Origin of the sequence: Paenibacillus ferrarius (assembly GCF_002027705.1) — a bacterium.
Classification (GTDB): Bacteria; Bacillota; Bacilli; order Paenibacillales; family NBRC-103111; genus Paenibacillus_E; species Paenibacillus_E ferrarius.
The window spans coordinates 404300-423569 of sequence record NZ_MBTG01000012.1 but is presented as its reverse complement, the minus strand read 5'-3'; the positions used below and the strand labels follow the sequence as shown (position 1 = coordinate 423569).

Genomic DNA, 19270 nt, shown 5'->3' with positions numbered 1-19270 from the left:
AACTTCTTACTTTGATATACACTTGTTTACTTTGCTCGGGAAACACTCCTCGTTTATATCTCTCGCCCCCAAGAACAGAAGTGTTGACGATCCAAAATCGTAAAAAGCACTCTGGTTATAGTAACCAAAGTGCTTGTACCAAATGAAGCTCAACCCTCTTTTGGCCTTATTTATTATTTTCAAAATAAACGCTCGAGTTCATCGATCAACGAACCCACATAGGCCACAGCGCTCTGGATCGGCTTGGGTTCAGACATATCGACACCGGAATGTTTCATTAAGTCAAGCGGATTCAATGTTCCTCCAGCCTTAAGTACTTCCAGCCACCGATCAACAGCTGGCTGTCCTTCCTCTTTAATCAGCTGTGCAACCGCTGTAGATGCAGTCAATCCTGCTGCGTAAGTGTAAGGATAAAGGCCCATATAATAATGTGGCTGACGCATCCAGGTTAGATGGGCTCTGGAATCAAGCTCCACAGTATCACCCCAGAACTCGGAAAGCACTTCACCTTTTAGGCTGGAAAGCTTCTTCGCGGTTAATGCTTCTCCCTGCTCGGCAGCAGTGTATACTCTTCTTTGCATGTCGGCTTCCAACAAATGCGTTACGAAATTATGATAGTATGTATTCAGCATCTGCAAAATGACCCAACGCTTCATCCGCGGTTCATTCGACTTCTTCATAATGTGTTCCGCGAGCAGCAGCTCATTCATCGTAGACGGTGCTTCGATGAAATAAAGGGACGGTCGGAAGTTGGTGTAACGCTGATTGCGAGCTGCGAGCATCAAATGACCTGCATGTCCAAGCTCATGTGCCAAGGTGAAGGCGCTGCGCATATTGCCGCCCCACGTAATTAAAATGTAGGAGTGTTTCCCATATGGCGACGCACAGAAAGCACCAGTCGACTTCCCTACATTGTCGGCATAGTCAATCCATCGTTCCGATAAGGCTTGCTCCATGAGCTCCGTGTACTCCGGGCCCATGACACGCAGCGCTTCAAGGATGGTTTGGCCAGCTTCCTCGGTTGTAACCGGAGGATTGAAGTCTGGATCGAATGGTGCCTTCAGGTCGCAAAACAACAGTTGATCCAGACCCAGCACCTTTTTCTTCAATTGCATTAAACGACGCATATGCGGGGCAAGCTCCGCGAGAATGACATCGAGGATGTTATTGTACATCTCCTTCGTCACTTGCTGAGGCTGCAAAAGCATATCGGTTGCGGAGTCATAGCCACGTAAACGGGCAGTTACGACTTGCCGCTTCACTTCCGTAGCGTAAACTGCGGCAAACGTATTCTGGTACTGCTCGAGTGTCTTACTGAATGAGTCGTAAGAAGCCCGGCGCAGACTGGTATTCGAAGAAAACTCATAGTCTGTTTCAAACAAAGCAAATGATACGGGATGGGTTACGCCCTCCGCATCTTGTACGGCGTCAAAAGAGAGGTCAGATAGCTTGCTGCGCTGATAAATATTGTATGGCGCTCCCAACACTTCACCGAGTGACGCCAATACAGCTTCTGTTTCTGCACTAAGCTTGTGACGCTTGGTTTCAAGCAAGTCGTTTAAGCTTTTGCGGAAAGGCTCTAAGCGCGTCTCCTCCTGAATATATCGTTCGATCATTCCTTCCGGCAGCTCAAGGATTTCTGAACGAATAAAGGAAATAGCCGCTCCGATTCCCGATGTGAAGTCACCGGAACGTGCGGAGTTTGCTTGGTTCTGCGGATTGCTGGAGTCTTCTGAGAAACGCAGCCTCGCATACGTTGCCGCTCGCGCACTGCGGGCAAGCAGCGATTCTTGTGCCTCTAAGCAGTCTGCCAACTGGCTTGCTCCTGTTTGTAAAGTCCCTTTGAATGGCTCCAAAAGAGAAGCTTCATTTTGAATGGCTTCCACTTCATCTTCCCATTCCTGCGTGCTAGCAAAAAGCTCGTCAAGATTCCAAGTAAGCTCGACGGGAACTTCGTTTCTAAGTCGTCGTTGTTTCATGATGACACTCCTTCCAAGCGAGTTTAGATTGTTATTATAGCATAAATGAAAACACCTGTTTTGCCGCACCGATCGAACCTGCCCAATTGCCAAGTTCTGCTGGTTGTACCACAATGCCGAGCTGAAGGCGCTTCACTTTGGCCATGAACAATCCCCACCACTTCTCCTTAGATTCGACAAGCCCGCCGCCGATCACAATCGCTTGCGGATTTAGGCCAAGATGAATGTTATAGATGACAGTCACCAAATCGTCCAGAAATTGATGGACCAGATCCACGATCTGCTGTTGGTCTTGTTCAAAATCTTGCAGTACCTCCAAACCAGTCGAATATGGAAATCGTGTGGCCTCGCGCGCGGCAGTTACCAAAGCTGTCCCGGATACGTACTGTTCGATACATCCGTATTGACCGCAATTGCAAAGCCGCCCTCGCGGGACCATAACAACATGTCCCCATTCACCGCCATTCCATAGCGACCCGCGGACAAGTTCACCACGCACCATATTGGCACCCCCAACCCCGGTGCCAAGCGTCAACATCGTCAAATCGCCGTATCCTCTCCCGGCACCAAGCCACGCTTCTCCGATCATTGCCGTATTGGCATCGTTATCGATGAACGCAGGCAGGCCAAACTCAGACTCGATGATTTGTTTTAACTGCGTACCCTGCCATCCTGGCAAATTCGTTGTCGCATAAACGATCTCCCCAGTCTCCATGTTGACTCGTCCCGCCGTGCCGATGCCAATTCCAATCACATCTGTGTGAGCTGCAAGAAGTTCCGCAATAACGGAACTTACTTTGCTCAGAATGTGCTCTCTTCCCTGCTGGGCATCCGTTGCAATCCTGCTTTGCGTCAATAGTTGACCTTGGTCGTTGATAACGAGCCCTTTGATCGAAGTGCCGCCGATATCGATACCGATTGCTTTCATCCGCCTTACAACCTTTCGTTATTCTGTTTTAAATCGCCAGGTATCGCATGAATGAATCTCTCGGTAATATACTGAGGGCGCGTTATTGCACTTCCAATAACAACGAATTGAGCGCCGGCTTCCAAGGCACGGTTGACTTCCGCAGGTTGGCTATACTTCCCTTCTGCTGCAATGGGAATGCGCACTGTACGGGACAGTCGAGCGACCAATTCGATGTCGGGTCCGCTTATTTGCGGGCTGTATGGCGTGTATCCTGATAAGGTAGTCGAAATATAATCCACCCCTAATTCTGCTGCATACAGACCTTCCTCATCATTCGAAATATCAGCCATAATCGGGATTTTGTGCTGTTTGAGCTGTTTTACCGTGTCTGCTAACGATCTCCCGTCAGGTCGCGGCCGTTTCGTTCCGTCAATGGCAACGATATTCGCCCCAGCCGCATATACCGCTAGAGCATCCTCTACAGTAGGCGTAATATAGACATCGCTGCCTTCCATTTTTCTTTTATTGAGACCGATAATCGGCACTTGAATATGCTGTTTCATGACGAATATATCCGCAACGCCATTCGCGCGAATCCCGATTGCTCCGCCAAGCTCAGCTCCCTTTGCCATCTCGGCCATATAATGAGGCCCATATAGCGGCTCACCTTCATATGCTTGACAAGAAACAACTAAGCCTCTTGCCGTAATTAGCTTTCTCATACCTCTGACTCCTAACTAGGCTTAGACATCACTTTCATAAGCGCAGCATCCTGTATTCCTGTGGCGTCGTTTCGTTCTGCTTCTTGAAGAAGCGGATGAACGCCAGAGCGGAATTGTAGCCAAGCGCAGCTGCGATTTCGTTCACTTTCATCGTGCTGCCCATGAGCAGTTCCTTCGCTTTCAAATTTCGATAATCAATGATGTAATCGGATAAACCGATACCGGTCATTTGCTTATACAGCCTGGAAAAATAAGATGGATTCAGTCCAACGTGATCCGCAATCGCGTTAAGAGAAATATCTGTAGAAATGTTTTCTTCGATATATTGGTGTGCTTTTTGCACAACTTCCGATGGCAGTTTCGCGCCTTGAACAGCATTCCAGTTGAACAGGCAGTCAGCCGTTTGCATAAAGTATTGCCTCAAGGAAGGCCAGGCGTCCTTCTCGCCGAACTGGAACAGCGGAGCCAAATCGTGAACTGCGTTCACATAGGTGCGCATCTCTGGACTTTTGTTGATGTAGGTGAGATAAATAGCGGCTAGGGAGTGATAGAGCTCCTTTTTCCATTCAAAAGGGGATTCTTCCTCGCTCCAAATCTTCGTCAATTCCAAGTACAGCTTGTAAAACTCTTCACGGTGGCTGTTCTCCAGGGCTTTGGCAAGAAGCTGTACGCGAGTCAGATGGAAAAAATCGTTCTGCTTCTCGCCTGCCTCATTTTTCTCAGCTCTCCTGATGTCGGAATCACTCAAAATAACCTCGCTCGACAACCCCATTCCGAATAATAATCCGTATTTCAACCGATGAAAGCTTTCAGAAACACCACTCCACGCCACAGGCTCGCAGCTAAGCATGAACGAGACAGGCAGCTTCAACAGCATTTTGCATGTTCGCTGAATGGTTTCCAGCATGCCGCTTACATAGGTAGATGATTTTTTCCATACCGAATCAGTCGCACCACTTGACGTTTGCGGTTCGTTGTCTCCACTTGGCTGGATGAACCATACGATTTGGGATTGGTCGTACACATAGGACAAACAGCGCACATAGGGCGATAAATATTCCTCGGTGACATTTTGTACGGCATAAATAAGCAGTGCTTTATCCGGCGCTGTTATCTGGTCCTTCCAGTCATCGATGCGTCCAATCAGCAAAATAATCGGCATGTCCGCTCGAAGCGGCATTTCGATATCTTTAAAATGGCTTTCCAATTGGCTTTTCGTTACCTGATTGCCCTGCAGAAGCCCAGTAACGTAATCTTTCTGCAGCGATGGCAGTGCCAGCCGCATCCGGTTGTTCGCTCTTTCGAACATGCGCTGCTGGTCGTATTCTTCTGCGAACTTCTCGATCGCCCGCTCGACGGAACGGATGATCTTCTCATCGCTTTCAATCTTCAGAATATACTCGAAGCTGCCGTATTGGACAGCGCTTTGCACGTAATGGAAATCATTATAGCCGGTTAGAAAAATGACCTTGCAGGCCGGCCACTGCGCTTTGATTTCCCTCAACAGCTCTATGCCTTCAAGTCCTGGCATTTTGATATCGGATATGACGATGTCGACCCGATTGTTTTGCAGCACCTCCAAAGCTTCTTCGCCGGAGTAGGCCTTCAAAATGTCTACGTCCAGATACGCGGTTTGTTCAAAAAGCTCCATCAGGCCGTCCACGATGATTGGAAGATCGTCGACAATAAGTAACCGGTACAAGCAAACCCCTCCTCAAGTGTTTCTGGAAGAAACGTTTCTTAGCTGCTGCCGAAATGAATCCGTACTTGCAGGCCGCCCAGCGCCGAGCGAGCCAACGAGATGCCATATTCGGCTCCGTACCGGAGTTGAATTCTGCGATGAACATTAACAAGTCCCGTCGTCTCTTCCATGTGGCGTTCTGATCGTCGTAATGAGTTGTTCAGCCGTTTGATCTCTTCATCCGATACAGCATTTCCGTTGTCCTCGACATAGAAAGAGAACCCATCTTCGTTCTCCTCACTGTGCACCCATAGAACGCCTTCTGTCCGCATATTGCCCAGCGCGTGCTTGTAAGCGTTCTCGATAATCGGCTGCAGCACAAGTCTTGGCACTTTTAGCTCCATCACATCACCGTCAAATTTAACTTGAATACGGTCCCCGTAGCAGACGGTCTGCATATCTACATAGGTGCGGGAATGCTTCACTTCCAGCGCAAGTGGGATTTCGTCCTCCCCATCTCTCGTAATAAAATGAAAATATTCGCCGATGTACAAGCAAAATTGGTACGCTTTGTCCTTCTGCTGCTCGGACTTGATCAAGCGGCACAGTACGAAGAAGCAGTTGTACAAAAAGTGCGGATTGATTTGCGATTGCAACCTCTTCAGCTCTGAGCGCTGGTTGCGAATTTGCTGCTCGTAATTTTCTTCGATCAACGTTCGCAGCGACTGAATCGTATCATTAAATGCCTGATACAAATACCCGAATTCGTCATGCCCACGGTCGATCGCGATCGGTTCCAGCCGATTCTGCTGGACGTGGCGGAACGAATGCACCAGCCGCATGAGAGGTCTATAAATAAGCCTGAACAGCAAATAGGAGAAAAATAAGCCGACAACTATGGCGAGCGCGCAAGCCCACCAAAACCAAACCCGGTAGGTTTGGATTGGACCTAGCACGTTCGCTTCGGGAATTAGACTTAACGAATACGAATTCCAAAGCGGAGAGTACTTATATACGGCTAAATAGCTTTTGCCTCCATAACGGACGGTTTCGAACCCTTCCTTCTTTCCTTGTGCCTGATTGTCCTTAATAAAAACCTTGGCCATCTCCAGCAGGGTTGGATCGTTGTCACTCTGGAGATGCCAGCCATGGTCCAAGTTCAATAAGATGCTTGTGCCATCAAGCGATCTGCCGATTTGAGCTAGTGATTCTTTTAATTTCTGTGCGGACAGCTCGGCACTGACAATAAAGAGTGGCTCCCGCCGCGTATTTATCGGGTACTGCATGGATATGAATAGCCGGTCATTCCAATAGATAATCGGCTCTGTGTAGGGCCTGTTCTGGGTCTGCATCGCGGCGAACTCCTGCAAGTCGATGGATGTATCGTATTTGACGCTGAGCAGCGTTCGGTCGATAGAAGGAACGTAGGCCTTCGCTTCCTGAATAAACGGACTGGAGTCCTTCATCAACACAAGCCGTTTCTGAATGTCCAATATTTTCTGTGCTCGCTCGTAGTAAGACAATTCGCTGCCGGTCGTTGATAGTTCGATTAAGTCGTCGTCCGTCACGTATTTGGGTAAATATTGGACGATCCGGTCCGCTTCCTTTTCGAGTGAGTCCAGGTAATACTCCGTCGTATTCAGTGTCGACTGCGAGATTTCCTTGCGGATACTTTCTGATCCCTTCTCGTTGATCAGCCAAGTGATGGCCATTAATGGAAGCAGCACCACCATGAATGCGGCCATGATTTTTTTGAATATGGAAAAGTCCCTGAGTCGGAAAAAGCGTTTCATCCTGCGCTCACCTGCTATGCATGGGGTAACAATCCTGATTGTTATTCTTTGACACTCCCCATCACAATTCCTTTAATGAAAAATCGCTGCAGGAAAGGATACACGATCAAAATAGGAAAAGCCGCGACGAAGATTTGGGCAGCTTTGCTTGTACGGTCCGACAACTTGCTGATCAACTCGGCATCCTGTGTTTGGAGGAACCGGAAATCGAGTTTGATAATGATGGTTTGCAAGAACGTTTGCAGCGGGTATTTGTCAGGATGGTTCATCAGAATCATGCCATCGAACCAACTGTTCCAGTGCCATACCATTGTGAACAGGCCTGTCGTTGCAAGCGCAGGAAGCGCCAGTGGCACATAAATTTTCCATAATATCGCAAAATGTCCTGCACCGTCAATCCGAGCCGATTCCTCCAGTTCTTTGGGCAGGTTCCTGTAAAAGTTAAGCAGCAAAATAACGTTGAATACCTGCAGCGCGCCAGGCAGAACGAGCGCCCAAATCGTATCGATCAGGCCTAGCGACTTCGCCGTCAAATACCATGGAATGATGCCTCCGCTAAACAATATGGTGAACACGAACACCCATGCGTAGAATGTCCTTAGCCGAAACTGCCTCTCATCCTTGGATAAGGGATACGCCGTCAGGATCGTCAAAAACATGCTGATAGCGGTTCCGAGTATAAGACGTTCGAATGAAACTCCGAAAGCACGCAAATATTCAGGCTTGCCGAATACGTTATTGTAAGCTGCCGTCGTAAACTCGACAGGCCACAGCGTGACCTTGCCTGCGGAAGCGGCCGTCCCGGTGCTGAACGATAAGGCTAATATATGAATAATGGGCATCAGGCAGGCTAATGAGATCGCCACTAAAAATAGGACATTAGCACTTAAGAACATCCCCCGGCTAAATGTCATTTTGTAACGCATGATGTGTCCCCTCTCTTCCCCATATCTGTGGTCAAAAAATGCGGTAATTCGCGAAACGGTAGGCGAAGACATAGGAAATGGAGATAAAGATAAACGAAACGATCGATTTCAACAGTCCGACCGCTGTGGCGAACCCGAACTGGGACTGCTCGATCCCCATCCGATACACGAACGTATCAATGATGTCAGCACTTTCGTAAACTTGTGGACTGTACAAGTTAAATATTTGATCGAAGCCGGCATTGAGGACGTTGCCAATGTTCAGCGTAAACATCAGCACTATAATAGGCATCATGCCCGGGATCGTAATGTTCAGCGTCATCTTCCAGCGACCTGCGCCGTCAATTTCCGCAGCTTCATAAAGCGATGGATTAATGCTGGTTAAGGCGGCTAAGTAGACGATGGTTCCGTAACCAAACTCCTTCCATACGTCTGAAACGACCATCACATAAGGAAACCAGCGATTATTGCCCAGAAAGTAGATCGGGTCGATGCCTAGCAAGCCTAACAATTGATTGAGTACCCCCGTAGATGGGGAAAGCACATCGATTAATATGCCGCTTAGCAGCACCCAGGACATGAAATGCGGCAAGTAAACAAGCGTTTGGAACGTTCGTTTGATCCACTGTTTGCTCATCTCGTTCAGCAGAATGGCAATCGTTATCGGTACGAATAAGCCTGCTGTAATTTTCATAACGGCAATATAGATGGTATTGAAAAAAATGCGGCCAATGTCGGGATAAACGAACATATATTGAAAGTTTCTCAGCCCGACGAACGGAGAACCAAACAGACCTCTGGTTGGAATATATTTTTGAAATGCCATGACAATGCCCGCCATAGGGATGTAGCTGAAAACGATGACAAACATCAGTCCAGGAATCAACATCAAATGAAGCGGCCATTCACGCTTCCATATGCGAGAAATCAAATTCATTATGCACCACCACTCCCCACAGCGAAGAACTATTTGCTCTTCGCATACCAGTCATTCACTTCTTTCGTCATTTGATCTCCACCAAGTCGCTTCCAATCAGCGACAAATTTATCGAACTCGTCAACAGGAACTTGGTTCATAATAATTTTGAAAAATACTTCGTCGCGCTTTTTCTCAAGGATCGCATTCTTCTCAACCATCGTTGGCGTCGGTGCCCCGTAGAACTTGGTTTGTTCGAATTGATTGTTCTTTTTCATATCGGGAATCAAGGAATAGGCTCCCTTCGGACCGGAAATCAAGTATTCCCACCACATGCTGGTATCGCCGTTTACGAATTTCATAGCCCGCTCGTATCTCGTTTTCTGATCTTTGGTTTTCGCCAGACTCGCGTCTTTGGTTGCAATCGCCTTCGGCAGCACCTCGCCGTTATCGTTCGATAGACTTCCAACTCTAAGTGGATTAAGCAGCCAGTAGTTGTTCTTCTTTTCCACGCGGTCTTTGCCAAACTCATACACTTTGTTATCTTCCGTCTGGTTGTTATCGACCACAATCCATTGATTCAGCAGTCTGATGACGGCTTCCGGATTTTTTGCCTTCTTGGACACAACGTAATATCTGTCGACGCCGATGCCAATCTGTGCCTTCGCGGGTTGGTTGTCGACAGAGGGAAGCGGATAAACGCCCCATTCCTGCACTTGTTTACCGTCTTTAATCGCACCGGTCGCAAGATGTGCAGGTACCCATTCGGCACCGTATACAAGGCCAATGTTGTTGCCGAAAATAAGTTCCGACTCTTTTTGCGTATCTTTCACAGCGAATTCGGGATCAATCAGTCCTTTTTTGAACATATCTTGCAGCGCCTTAAGCGCTTCTTTCATTTGCGGCTGCACGTAGCCCATAACGAGCTTGCCAGTACCGTCATCCATCCAATGACTTGAATCAGAATTCGAATCCAAATAGGCATGATAGCCATTCATGAAACCGATGAGACCAGTTACTCCGTCTTCTTTCAAATCTTTGTTGAGTGCAAGACCATACGCTCTTCCGGTTCCTCCAGGATCTTTGGTCTTAAATGCTTCCGCAATCGTCATGAGATCCTGCATCGTCTTAGGCTCGGGCAAATTCAGCTTTTTGAGCCAGTCAGTACGCACATATAGAAACTGCGAGTAGTACGGATTGGACGTTCTCGGAATCGCCATCAATTTACCGCCGATCGAGGCTGATTTCATTTGAGTACCGCCATCCATTTTCATGAACTTTTTGGTCTCGGGCGTCGCATACTTATCGTATACGCTGGTGAGATCCATAATCATGTCTGCTTCAATCAACTGCTGAAGCTGGGTGGCGTCCACCATCATCAAATCAGGAATTTCATTCGATGCAATTGCGATCTTCAGCTTTTCTTTGTATTGGTTGGTATCAGCGGCGACCCATTGATTCGTAATTTTAACGCCTGCGTCTTTCTCATAGGCTGCGTAAACGGAATTGTTATCGAAGTTCTCACCCACGTCGAATTTCAAATATGGATCGCCTTCTCTAACTGTGGAAACTTCAAGCAGCTTCATTGTATCGGACGATTGTGTTTCCGCTGCGGCTGTAGACGCGGACGGATTCGGGCTAGACTCCGGATTATTACTGCATGCTGTTACAGCGACTAGACTGGTGATCAAAGTGGCTGTGAGAACATTTCTCCCTCTTCGTATCATTTTCATCTGACCTCCCATATGCTCCTCAAATTGTTGCATGTCTTTCAGCTTCGTTGATAGCTTAAGTATAAGAGGCTGAGCGCAGCCATTCCATATACCAGTGTTTACTTTCATATACACCTCTCGACCGCGAATATGCACGCATAAAAAAAGACACCGAATGAGAACCGATAGCATTAGCAGGCAAAGCAATAAAAAAAGCACCCGGTTAAGGTGCATTAACACTTACTTTTTTTCCAAGACTGCAAAGTAATTTCCTTCATTGTCAGCGAAGTTGAATACTCTTCCTGTTGGCATAGTTACAAGTTCTCCGACTGTGATATTTTTGTCCTTCAGATCTTGATATAAGCTATCGAGCTCGTCCGAGAAAAACAGTAACGAAGGTGTATTGAGATTCAATTGTGGCTGCATTTTGGCAATGAGTTCCTTGTTGTGTAGTACGATGTTCGTTCCTGCTTCCTTAGCAGGAGCAATCTCAATCCATCTCATATGCTCGTTGTTTTCTTCAGAAACTAAGCTGAACCCTAATTTTTCTGTCCAAAATTTCAATGCCTCATCTTGATTATTCACATACAACATAATTTGACCGATTTTATTAATCATCCGCTTGTCTCCATTTCAATTAATCTTTGGATAACTTCATTTATTGTTGAACATTTCATTATTGTGTTAGCTTTCAAAAATTATACAGCAATTAACAATTTTGTTCAACGGAACAATCAGCAAGCGGCGGCCTTTCCCTGAGAGAATTCAGGTAAAAGGCCGCCGCTTGAATGGCATGACTTCGTTCGTTATTGTTTTCCCATTTTGCGCGAGATGTTCTCAGCAGCATCCATCACAGCCTGAATCGACTTAAGCTTCAGCTGCTCGTCGAAACGATACTTGGGCCCAGCGATGGAGACGCTTGCGATTAATGAACCGCGGGAGTCAAAGACAGGCGCCCCAATTGCGAATACGTCCTGATCGGCTTCACCGTGGCTTAAGGCATAGCCTTGCTCACGTATCTTTTTCAAATCTTGCAGCAATGCCTCGCAATCGGCTTCCTTCGATAATTTCTCGGTGACAGTCTCGATCACCTTCTCCGTCTCGTAGGCGAGAATAGCCTTGCTGGAAGCGCCCAGATGCAGGGGCAGAATCCTTCCATTTTCTGTGGAATATTGAATCAACGCACGGCTTTTCACATTTTGAATACAAATGGCATTGATTCCCGAGCGAATAAATAACAGGGATGTTTCATTGGTTGCGGTTGTCAACGTCTCCATAATGGGAAGTGCGAACGGAACAAGCTCGCGATGAACTTGTTGGCTTAAGCTTCTTGCAAGGTCCAGAATCCTCATGCCAAGAACAATTTGACCTTTTCCCCTGCGTTCCACGATACCATTCTGCTCCAACGTCTGCAGGAACCGGTAAATAGAACTTTCCGGAATCGAAACCTTCTGGGCAATATCGCTGACGGATAAAGCTCCATCTGCTTCCGCCATTGCAAATAATATATCAAGCGCACGGCTTAACGTTTGTGTTCCATTCATGGGTCTCACCTCGACGTTCGTACTCATATTCACCTCCTATCTATTCGTTTTAACGCTGCAAAATCCTCCTACGACTCGGAAAACGGCTTGCTTATGGCGGATCTAGCACACTTCACTAAAGAGCCATTCTTCACTTTTGCCAAAGCAGCTTGGATATCTACGGATAAACTGCGATCCTTATCAAGGAATGGAACAACCGTACGAAGCTCTTCATAAGCCGCATGCGTGCCTATCCCAAGCTGAATCCCGCTTCTCAAATCAATGGCTTGCGCAGCATGAATGGCTTCGATCGCTAAAATATATTGCAATCGTTCTATGATTTGCTCTAATTTATTAACCACATACGGAGCATTGCTCGCATGATCTTCCATGTCCCCCGCCAAGGAATAATAGTCTGCTGATGACGGTGTGCTTAAATGACGGATTTCAGCATCAAGCGATGTATAGGTTTTCTGAATCGTACTGAATGCAAGGGTCTGGTCATTTGGAGCTAAAAACCGGCTTAATCCAGTAAATTGCGGTGTTCCCAGCTTGATCGTACGATAGCATGAGCTTTTGGATACGTGGCTTAACGCAATACCCAACATTTCAAGCCCGAGCACCCAAGTAAGCGGCTCGAAATTGGCGCAAGAAACGATGCGCCTCTCTTCCTCCAACACACAGGGATTATCGTCCGATGCATTCACATGTGTCTGAAGTGCCGCTTGCACATAACGCAAAGAATCTAACGCTGCACCGTGAATTGGGGAAGCACTGCGAAAGCTTAGCGGATCTTGAAGACTGGCAGACGCATGATCCCAGAGTCCACTGCCTGTCAGCAAGGTGCGTACGCGTTCAGCGCTTAGTGCCTGGCCGACATATGGCCTATACCGCTGGACGCTTGCATCCAAGGGAGAAACATGGCCTTGCAGCCCTTCAAGCGAAAGTGCATAAACCAAATCAGCAAGCTCAAGCAGCTCTTTGCATGCATGGAGCACGAGTGCTCCGGTTCCAGCCGCAACGGCGTTCGATGAAACGATGGCCAGACCATCCTTAGGCCCCAGTTGGACAGGCAGCAAACCGTTTCTCGCCATCGCTTCTGCGGCGCTAAGGTTGCTTCCCTCATAACTCACATTGCCTTCACCGATAAAGGCAAGTCCGATATGGGCTAACAGTGTAATATCGCCTGCCCCGACCGATCCGCGAAGCGGCAACAACGGATGAATGCCGCAATTAAGGAAGTCCGCATACTGCCGGGCTATCGTCGGATCGACCCCGGTCCGTCCCACTAGCAGGGAGTTCAGCCGAACCAAGAGGACGGCTCGCACCTGCGCATCGGAAGCATAGGGCGGGATGCCGGCTGAATGCGAATACAGCAGATTACGATTGTAGGCTTCGAACGCCTCCGCTTCAATATGGCGGTCTTTATTGAGACCAACTCCGCGGTTGAAGCCATATACAGGCTGGTCCGATGCCGAGATCTCAAGGATAAACTGACGCGATCTATGGAGCAGTTCCCATGCTTCCTCGGCAATAGTGACCTTAGCGCGTTCTTCAGCAACCGCGTATACGTCTTCAATGCTTAGATCATTCCCGGTTAACAATATGGCTTGATTCGTTTTCTGGCTCATCGGGCTTAGATGCCGTCCAAGGCATAATCGGCAAGCGCGATGCCAAGCGCTTTCTCGACTTCCGGATAAACGGTTGGGTCTTTCACACTGGAACTCAAGGGGATGAGGCTTTTGTGAATTGAAAATACAGCCAGTTCCGCTCCAACTTCCACATGTCCCACACTAACTGGCAATCCAGTCTCTGCCGATAACGTGGTTATGACATCCGGATAAGTCGTCAATCTTATCCCGTCCTGATCATCGACTGCCATGTACTCGTTCATCACATGCAAGGTTAACGATCCCTCCGGCAGCTCGACTGTGATGGTGCCGATATCGAATGCGCCTGAATAATGCACATCGCGTTTGGTAACGATGCCCTTGCCGAGTACGGTGCCTTTTGTATGCTGAACGATGGTCGCAATCACGTGCTCACCACCTTGCGGTTGAGCGGCGATAATTGCTTTGCCCAGTTCGATTGCAATAGAAATGCCGCCGATAGCCGCATGCTCTTTGATATACGAGGCAGGCAGCGGATGACGCGCAGAAGCGATGAAACCCCCTGCTTGGTCGGCTGCCGTGCGAAGAATATTGGATGTCTTGGCTGGCGATCCTTTCACGACAAGCTCCAGATAGGAGCCGTTATCGCGTTTGCCTCCTACAACGACTTGAATCGTCTCATAATCCTGCCGTGCAGCCAGACCCATCGAGCCCATCTTGCCTGTTGGATGTGCCCGGATGTCTCCAGTAGCGTCTACAACAACCAAGTCGAGCAAGGCAGCAGGCAGCCAGCCGTTGATCGTACTTGACATCCCGTTTTGCGGTGTCATAATGCCGACGACCTTGCCTTCGAAGTTTTCCTGCAGCAGCTTGACCGCTTTAATATAATCTGTCCCCAGCATCTGCCAATCTGTGCCAGCCGGCGCGCCAATTGCGGTAGCCGTAATGATGATGGCATCGTCCGGCAGTTCGTCTACCGACACAAGTTTGGGTTGGCCTATCGAAACAGCCGCGTTCCCAATTTGCAAACCATGGTCCACCCATCCGCCCCCGCCACTGGCAAATACAGAACCACCACGAACCGCTGACCATACATCTTCTTCCGTTAAAATACGCATCTCTTTCTTCCTCCAATCATCTGATTAGCTTCGTTTTCTATATCGTTTCAATCCAGCGGATATCCTTGCGAAGCACCTCATCCGCAGATTCCTCATACCCGGCATCGGCATACCGCAAGACGCCAAGCCCTGTATCATTGTTTAGCGTTGTTTCGAGTCGAATATCGCTTTCTACTCGGCCGTCTGCAACCAACGTAACGCCTGCGCTCGTCATATAGCCGGCATAGCCTCCGCCACCTGAATGAATCGTGACCAAATCGGCCATCGAAGAACAGTTCAGCATCGCATTGAGCAGCGGCCAATCTGCGATAGCGTCACTTCCATCCTTCATCCGCTCGGTCATAATGTTCGGATGCGTCATCGAAGCTGCATCCAGATGATCGCGCGAAAAGGCAACGGGTCCTTGCAGCTTGCCCTCTCTAACCATTTGATTCACGGCCAAAGCGAGCTTCGTGCGATCACCGTGCCCGAACCAGCCAATACGTGCGGGCAGTCCTTCTACAGGAACATGCTCGCGAGCCAGCTGAATCCAATTCGTAATAATGTCATTATCCTTAAATGCTTCTAGGATATAGTCATCAATGACTTGAATATCACTGACTTCTCCGCTAAGCGCCACCCATCGAAAAGGACCAATGGCTCTCGCAAATAATGGCCGCAGGAACGCTTCTGTGAAGATATCAATGTCGAAAGCATTCTCGACACCGTATTGATGTGCCTTGGAGCGAATATTGTTGCCATTGTCGAAAACGATGGCACCGCGCTTCTTCAGCTCAAGCATCGCCTTCACTTCCCTTGCGATAGAAGCCCCGGCATCATGCTGAAGCTTTTCCGTCGCATGCACTCTTGCTGCCTCCAAATCACCAATTTGATAGCCCGAAGGAACATAGCCATACACGAGATCATGCGCGGAAGTTTGGTCCGTCACAATATCGGGAATAATTCCACGCTCGACAAGCTCTGGATAAATGTCCGCTGCATTGCCTAGCAGACCTACAGAAACGGCCTTTCCTTGCTGTACGGCTTCATGTATCCAAAGGAGCGCTTCATCCAAGCTGTCCGTCTTGCGCTGCAAATAGTTAGCTTTGATACGTCGGTCAATTCGCTCTTGCGAGACTTCTACGCACAAGATTGCTGCTCCCGCAAGTGTCCCTGCAAGAGGCTGAGCGCCTCCCATTCCGCCCAAACCGGCAGTTAGAATAAACTTGCCCGCCAAACTGCCATCAAAATGAAGCCTCGCAATGCTCTGGAAAATTTCGTAAGTCCCTTGAATAACACCCTGGGAACCAATATATTGCCAAGCTGCCGCCGTTAAGCCTCCCCAGATCAGCAAACCTTTTTCTTGCAGCCGATAAAAGTTTTCACTTGTCGCCCATCGACCAACCAAATTGCAGTTTGCCATCACGACAAGCGGGGAGAACCGATGGGTTTTGAAAATGCCGATAGGTTTGCCTGATTGAATAACGAGCGTTTCATCCTCTTCCAATTCTTTCAACGTATGAACGATAGCGTGATAAGATGGCCAATTTCTTGCCGCCTTGGCTAACGCCGCATACACGATAAGTTCTTTTTGATTCTCTCCATTCTCAAGCACGTTCTCCAGCATGCGGAGAAGCGCTTCTTGGCGCCATCCTTTGCACCGCAAGTTTAAGCCTCTAGCTGCCGTAATTCGTTCCATATTCATCATCCCTTCCTAATCAAGCCTCTGATCAAATAAAAGTACAGCTCGAATCAAGGCTTCAACCCCCAACGCCACATCCTCTTGGCTGGTCCATTCCTCCGGACAATGGCTTCGTCCTTCCTTGCTAGGTACGAAGATCATGCCGATAGGGGCAATGCGTGATATCTGATTCCCGTCATGTCCTGCGCCGCTTGGCAAGTCAAGGGTAGATCCCGTCTGCTGGCAGGCGCTGCGAATACCTGACTGCACCTCGTTGTTAACCCGAATGGGCTCGGATTTCGATAAGCTGTCGAACTGTATTGCAAGCCCTCTTTGATGCGCAATCCGCTTCGCCTTTTCCTGATATACCGCAATAATGTCAACTAAAATTGAGCTATTGATTGACCTTATTTCCAAATCAAATTCAACACGACCTGGGATAACGTTGGAAGCGTTGGGTTCAACATTCAATTTCCCTACAGTACCCACAACAGATTCTTCATAGGCTAGATTCATCAATGCTTCAAGCTCCAACACAAGCTGCGCTGCACCGGTCAACGCATCGGAGCGCATCGTCATCGGCGTCGTTCCCGCATGGTTCGGCGATCCTTCAACAACAATCCGATATCGATGGATGCCGACAATCCCCGTTACGACACCCAAACGATGCAAGCTCTGTTCAAGTATTGGACCTTGCTCAATATGCAGCTCCAAATATAAAGCCACATCTCCCGGCTTCCGTGCTTGCTCCGAAATCAAGTCTGGATTGCCTCCAGCAAGTACGATCGCTTCTTTCAGCACAAGTCCATTCGGATCTTGGCGAAGCAGCATTTCCTCTGTTAAATTATTAACCATTCCTCTGCTGCCGATGGTCGATATACCGAATTCGCTTGGCTCTTCTGCCGTGAAATCGACGATTTCCAAGGGATGCCGCAGGGTGATTCCTGATTCACGCAACACTCGAACCAGTTCTAAGCCAGCAATGACTCCTATAATTCCGTCAAACCGGCCTCCGCCAGTCACGGTATCCGTATGTGAACCAACCATAATAGGTTTCAATTCAGATTCACTTCCGGGGATACTTCCAATGAGATTGGAAGCTGCATCGTAGTGTACGCTCATGTGCAATTCCGCCATTTGTTCTTGCAGCCATTCACGTCCAAGAGCGTACCAGCTCGTGAACGGCCTCCGCGTCCAGCCGGGTTTGCTGGGATTCGTCAGAGATGCGAGCTTATGGATATCGCTGGCTATCCGTTCTTGATTAGGGCTGAGATTGGGTTCCGTCATTGATATGCCCCCTTTTTCACGGCTGCTCCTGCGACGAATCGTCCAAAACCTGGTTTGACCTTCACTTCGAAGCCGTCATAAACCGTCGTTCCACGGACGATGGTTTGAATCACCTTCCCCTGCACCTCACGGCCATGGAACGGCGAAAGCTTGGAATGCGATTTAAACGCCTGTTCATCGATTATCCAGCTTTGGTCCTGATCAATAACCGTAAAATCAGCATCGTTGCCAACGGTAATTTTCCCTTTGCCCTGAATCTGAAATACCTCTGCCGGGTGCTGAGAAAGCCATTTGCCTAGGACAACAGGGGATATGCCACCTTTGACGACAGCCCATTCAAACATAAGCGGCACGAGAATCTCAACACCTGGCATACCGGAAGCAGCTTCAAAAATATTCGTATTCCCCACTTCTTTCTTATCGCTGCCCCAAGGGGCATGATCCGATGTAATGAGGTCTATGTGATCTTGCAGCTGATGATCCCACAAGCCGACAACATCTTCAGGCAGCCTAAGCGGCGGGTTATTTTTGGCTTTGGGTCCGAATCGCTCCAGATCGTAAGCATCCATGAGCAGATAGGGGTAGCACGTTTCCGTAGTCACATCTACTTGCATTTGCTTATAAATCATTGCTAAATCAATCGTCCGCGGATGACTGACATGAACGATGTGCAGCTTGACCCCCGTCCAGTAGGCGAATTCCAATAGTTTCAGAACGGCACTTGTCTCCGTGACGGGGGGACGTGTTTCCATATGTGCTAGTGGATCCAAGCGACCTTGCTGGATATAAGACTCCGTCAACTGCTTTATCATTTCATTGTTTTCAGCATGGAAGGCTGCGCGCAGACCTGTTTGACTAATCAACGTCATAGCTTTCATAATTTCCGAATCTGCGATTTCAGGAAAGCGATGAGGATCGGTTTCAAATGTAGACATTTTGAACGCTACTGCGCCAGCGTCAGCCAGCAGGCCAATCTGCTGTGTTCCTCCGCTTTTGGCAATAGTTGCCCACAAGCCAATGTCAATCAGCGCTTCTTTTTCCAATCTCTCTACCTTCTGCTGAAAGCGAGCCAAGTTAGTAATCGGTGCAGCCAGATCATAGGGCATATCCAAAATAGTGGTCAGTCCTCCGACAGCTGCGGACTCCGATGTTGCCGCAAAGCCTTCATGTGGATTGCTGAAGCAATGGACGTGCGCGTCAATCATGCCAGGGAACACGAAGCAGTCGCCAAAGTCCTGCATGTTAAGCGACTTAAGCTTTCCAGGCTGGGCAATCTCTGCGATTTTACCTGCTTGGACGCCAATTTCCCCGTACATCACTTCATTCTCCAAAACCAAGTTCCCTCTAATAATTAAATCAAACATCATGCTATAACCTCTTCCATGTGGAGTAGATAGTTCGAGCTGTCAATAAAGCTGAAAAGACAGACGATT

15 protein-coding genes are annotated in these 19270 nt (G+C 48.4%); all 15 read right to left on the bottom strand.

What is annotated here, in order from left to right; genetic code table 11:
• Positions 1-179: 179 nt before the first annotated feature.
• On the bottom strand, positions 180-1979 hold the full coding sequence (gene pepF / locus BC351_RS15245; RefSeq protein WP_079413425.1) for an oligoendopeptidase F: 1800 nt from the start codon (positions 1977-1979) through the stop codon (positions 180-182).
• A gap of 34 nt (positions 1980-2013) precedes the next feature.
• Complete coding sequence (locus BC351_RS15240; protein ID WP_079413423.1) at positions 2014-2907, bottom strand: ROK family protein; 894 nt, start codon at positions 2905-2907, stop codon at positions 2014-2016.
• Between the two features lie 5 nt (positions 2908-2912).
• Positions 2913-3611 (bottom strand): N-acetylmannosamine-6-phosphate 2-epimerase, encoded by a 699-nt coding sequence (locus tag BC351_RS15235; RefSeq protein ID WP_079413421.1) that lies wholly within the window; start codon positions 3609-3611, stop codon positions 2913-2915.
• A gap of 34 nt (positions 3612-3645) precedes the next feature.
• A complete protein-coding gene (locus BC351_RS15230) occupies positions 3646-5313 on the bottom strand; it encodes a response regulator transcription factor (protein ID WP_079413419.1) in 1668 nt (555 codons plus the stop codon).
• 38 nt (positions 5314-5351) lie between these two features.
• The gene (locus tag BC351_RS15225; protein ID WP_079413417.1) at positions 5352-7085 is read right to left on the bottom strand and encodes a sensor histidine kinase; all 1734 of its coding nucleotides are present in this window, start codon (positions 7083-7085) and stop codon (positions 5352-5354) included.
• Positions 7086-7126: 41 nt separating this feature from the next.
• Positions 7127-8011 (bottom strand): carbohydrate ABC transporter permease, encoded by an 885-nt coding sequence (locus BC351_RS15220; protein ID WP_079413415.1) that lies wholly within the window; start codon positions 8009-8011, stop codon positions 7127-7129.
• Positions 8012-8042: 31 nt separating this feature from the next.
• Positions 8043-8948, bottom strand: a complete 906-nt coding sequence (locus BC351_RS15215; RefSeq protein ID WP_079413413.1) for an ABC transporter permease — start codon at positions 8946-8948, stop codon at positions 8043-8045.
• Positions 8949-8977: 29 nt separating this feature from the next.
• The gene (locus BC351_RS15210) at positions 8978-10660 is read right to left on the bottom strand and encodes an extracellular solute-binding protein (protein WP_079413602.1); all 1683 of its coding nucleotides are present in this window, start codon (positions 10658-10660) and stop codon (positions 8978-8980) included.
• Between the two features lie 219 nt (positions 10661-10879).
• On the bottom strand, positions 10880-11257 hold the full coding sequence (locus tag BC351_RS15205) for a VOC family protein (protein ID WP_079413411.1): 378 nt from the start codon (positions 11255-11257) through the stop codon (positions 10880-10882).
• Positions 11258-11445: 188 nt separating this feature from the next.
• Complete coding sequence (locus BC351_RS15200) at positions 11446-12210, bottom strand: IclR family transcriptional regulator (RefSeq protein ID WP_244209003.1); 765 nt, start codon at positions 12208-12210, stop codon at positions 11446-11448.
• Positions 12211-12251: 41 nt separating this feature from the next.
• On the bottom strand, positions 12252-13793 hold the full coding sequence (locus BC351_RS15195) for an HAL/PAL/TAL family ammonia-lyase (RefSeq protein WP_079413409.1): 1542 nt from the start codon (positions 13791-13793) through the stop codon (positions 12252-12254).
• 5 nt (positions 13794-13798) lie between these two features.
• Positions 13799-14890 (bottom strand): DUF917 domain-containing protein, encoded by a 1092-nt coding sequence (locus BC351_RS15190; protein ID WP_079413407.1) that lies wholly within the window; start codon positions 14888-14890, stop codon positions 13799-13801.
• Between the two features lie 37 nt (positions 14891-14927).
• On the bottom strand, positions 14928-16568 hold the full coding sequence (locus BC351_RS15185; protein ID WP_079413598.1) for a urocanate hydratase: 1641 nt from the start codon (positions 16566-16568) through the stop codon (positions 14928-14930).
• 15 nt (positions 16569-16583) lie between these two features.
• Positions 16584-17837: a M20 family metallo-hydrolase gene (locus tag BC351_RS15180; protein ID WP_079413405.1), complete on the bottom strand. Its 1254-nt coding sequence runs from the start codon at positions 17835-17837 to the stop codon at positions 16584-16586.
• Positions 17834-19204, bottom strand: coding sequence for a dihydroorotase (locus BC351_RS15175; protein ID WP_079413403.1), 1371 nt, complete (start codon positions 19202-19204; stop codon positions 17834-17836). The genes BC351_RS15180 and BC351_RS15175 overlap by 4 nt, the downstream gene beginning before the upstream one ends.
• Between the last annotated feature and the right edge of the window lie 66 nt (positions 19205-19270).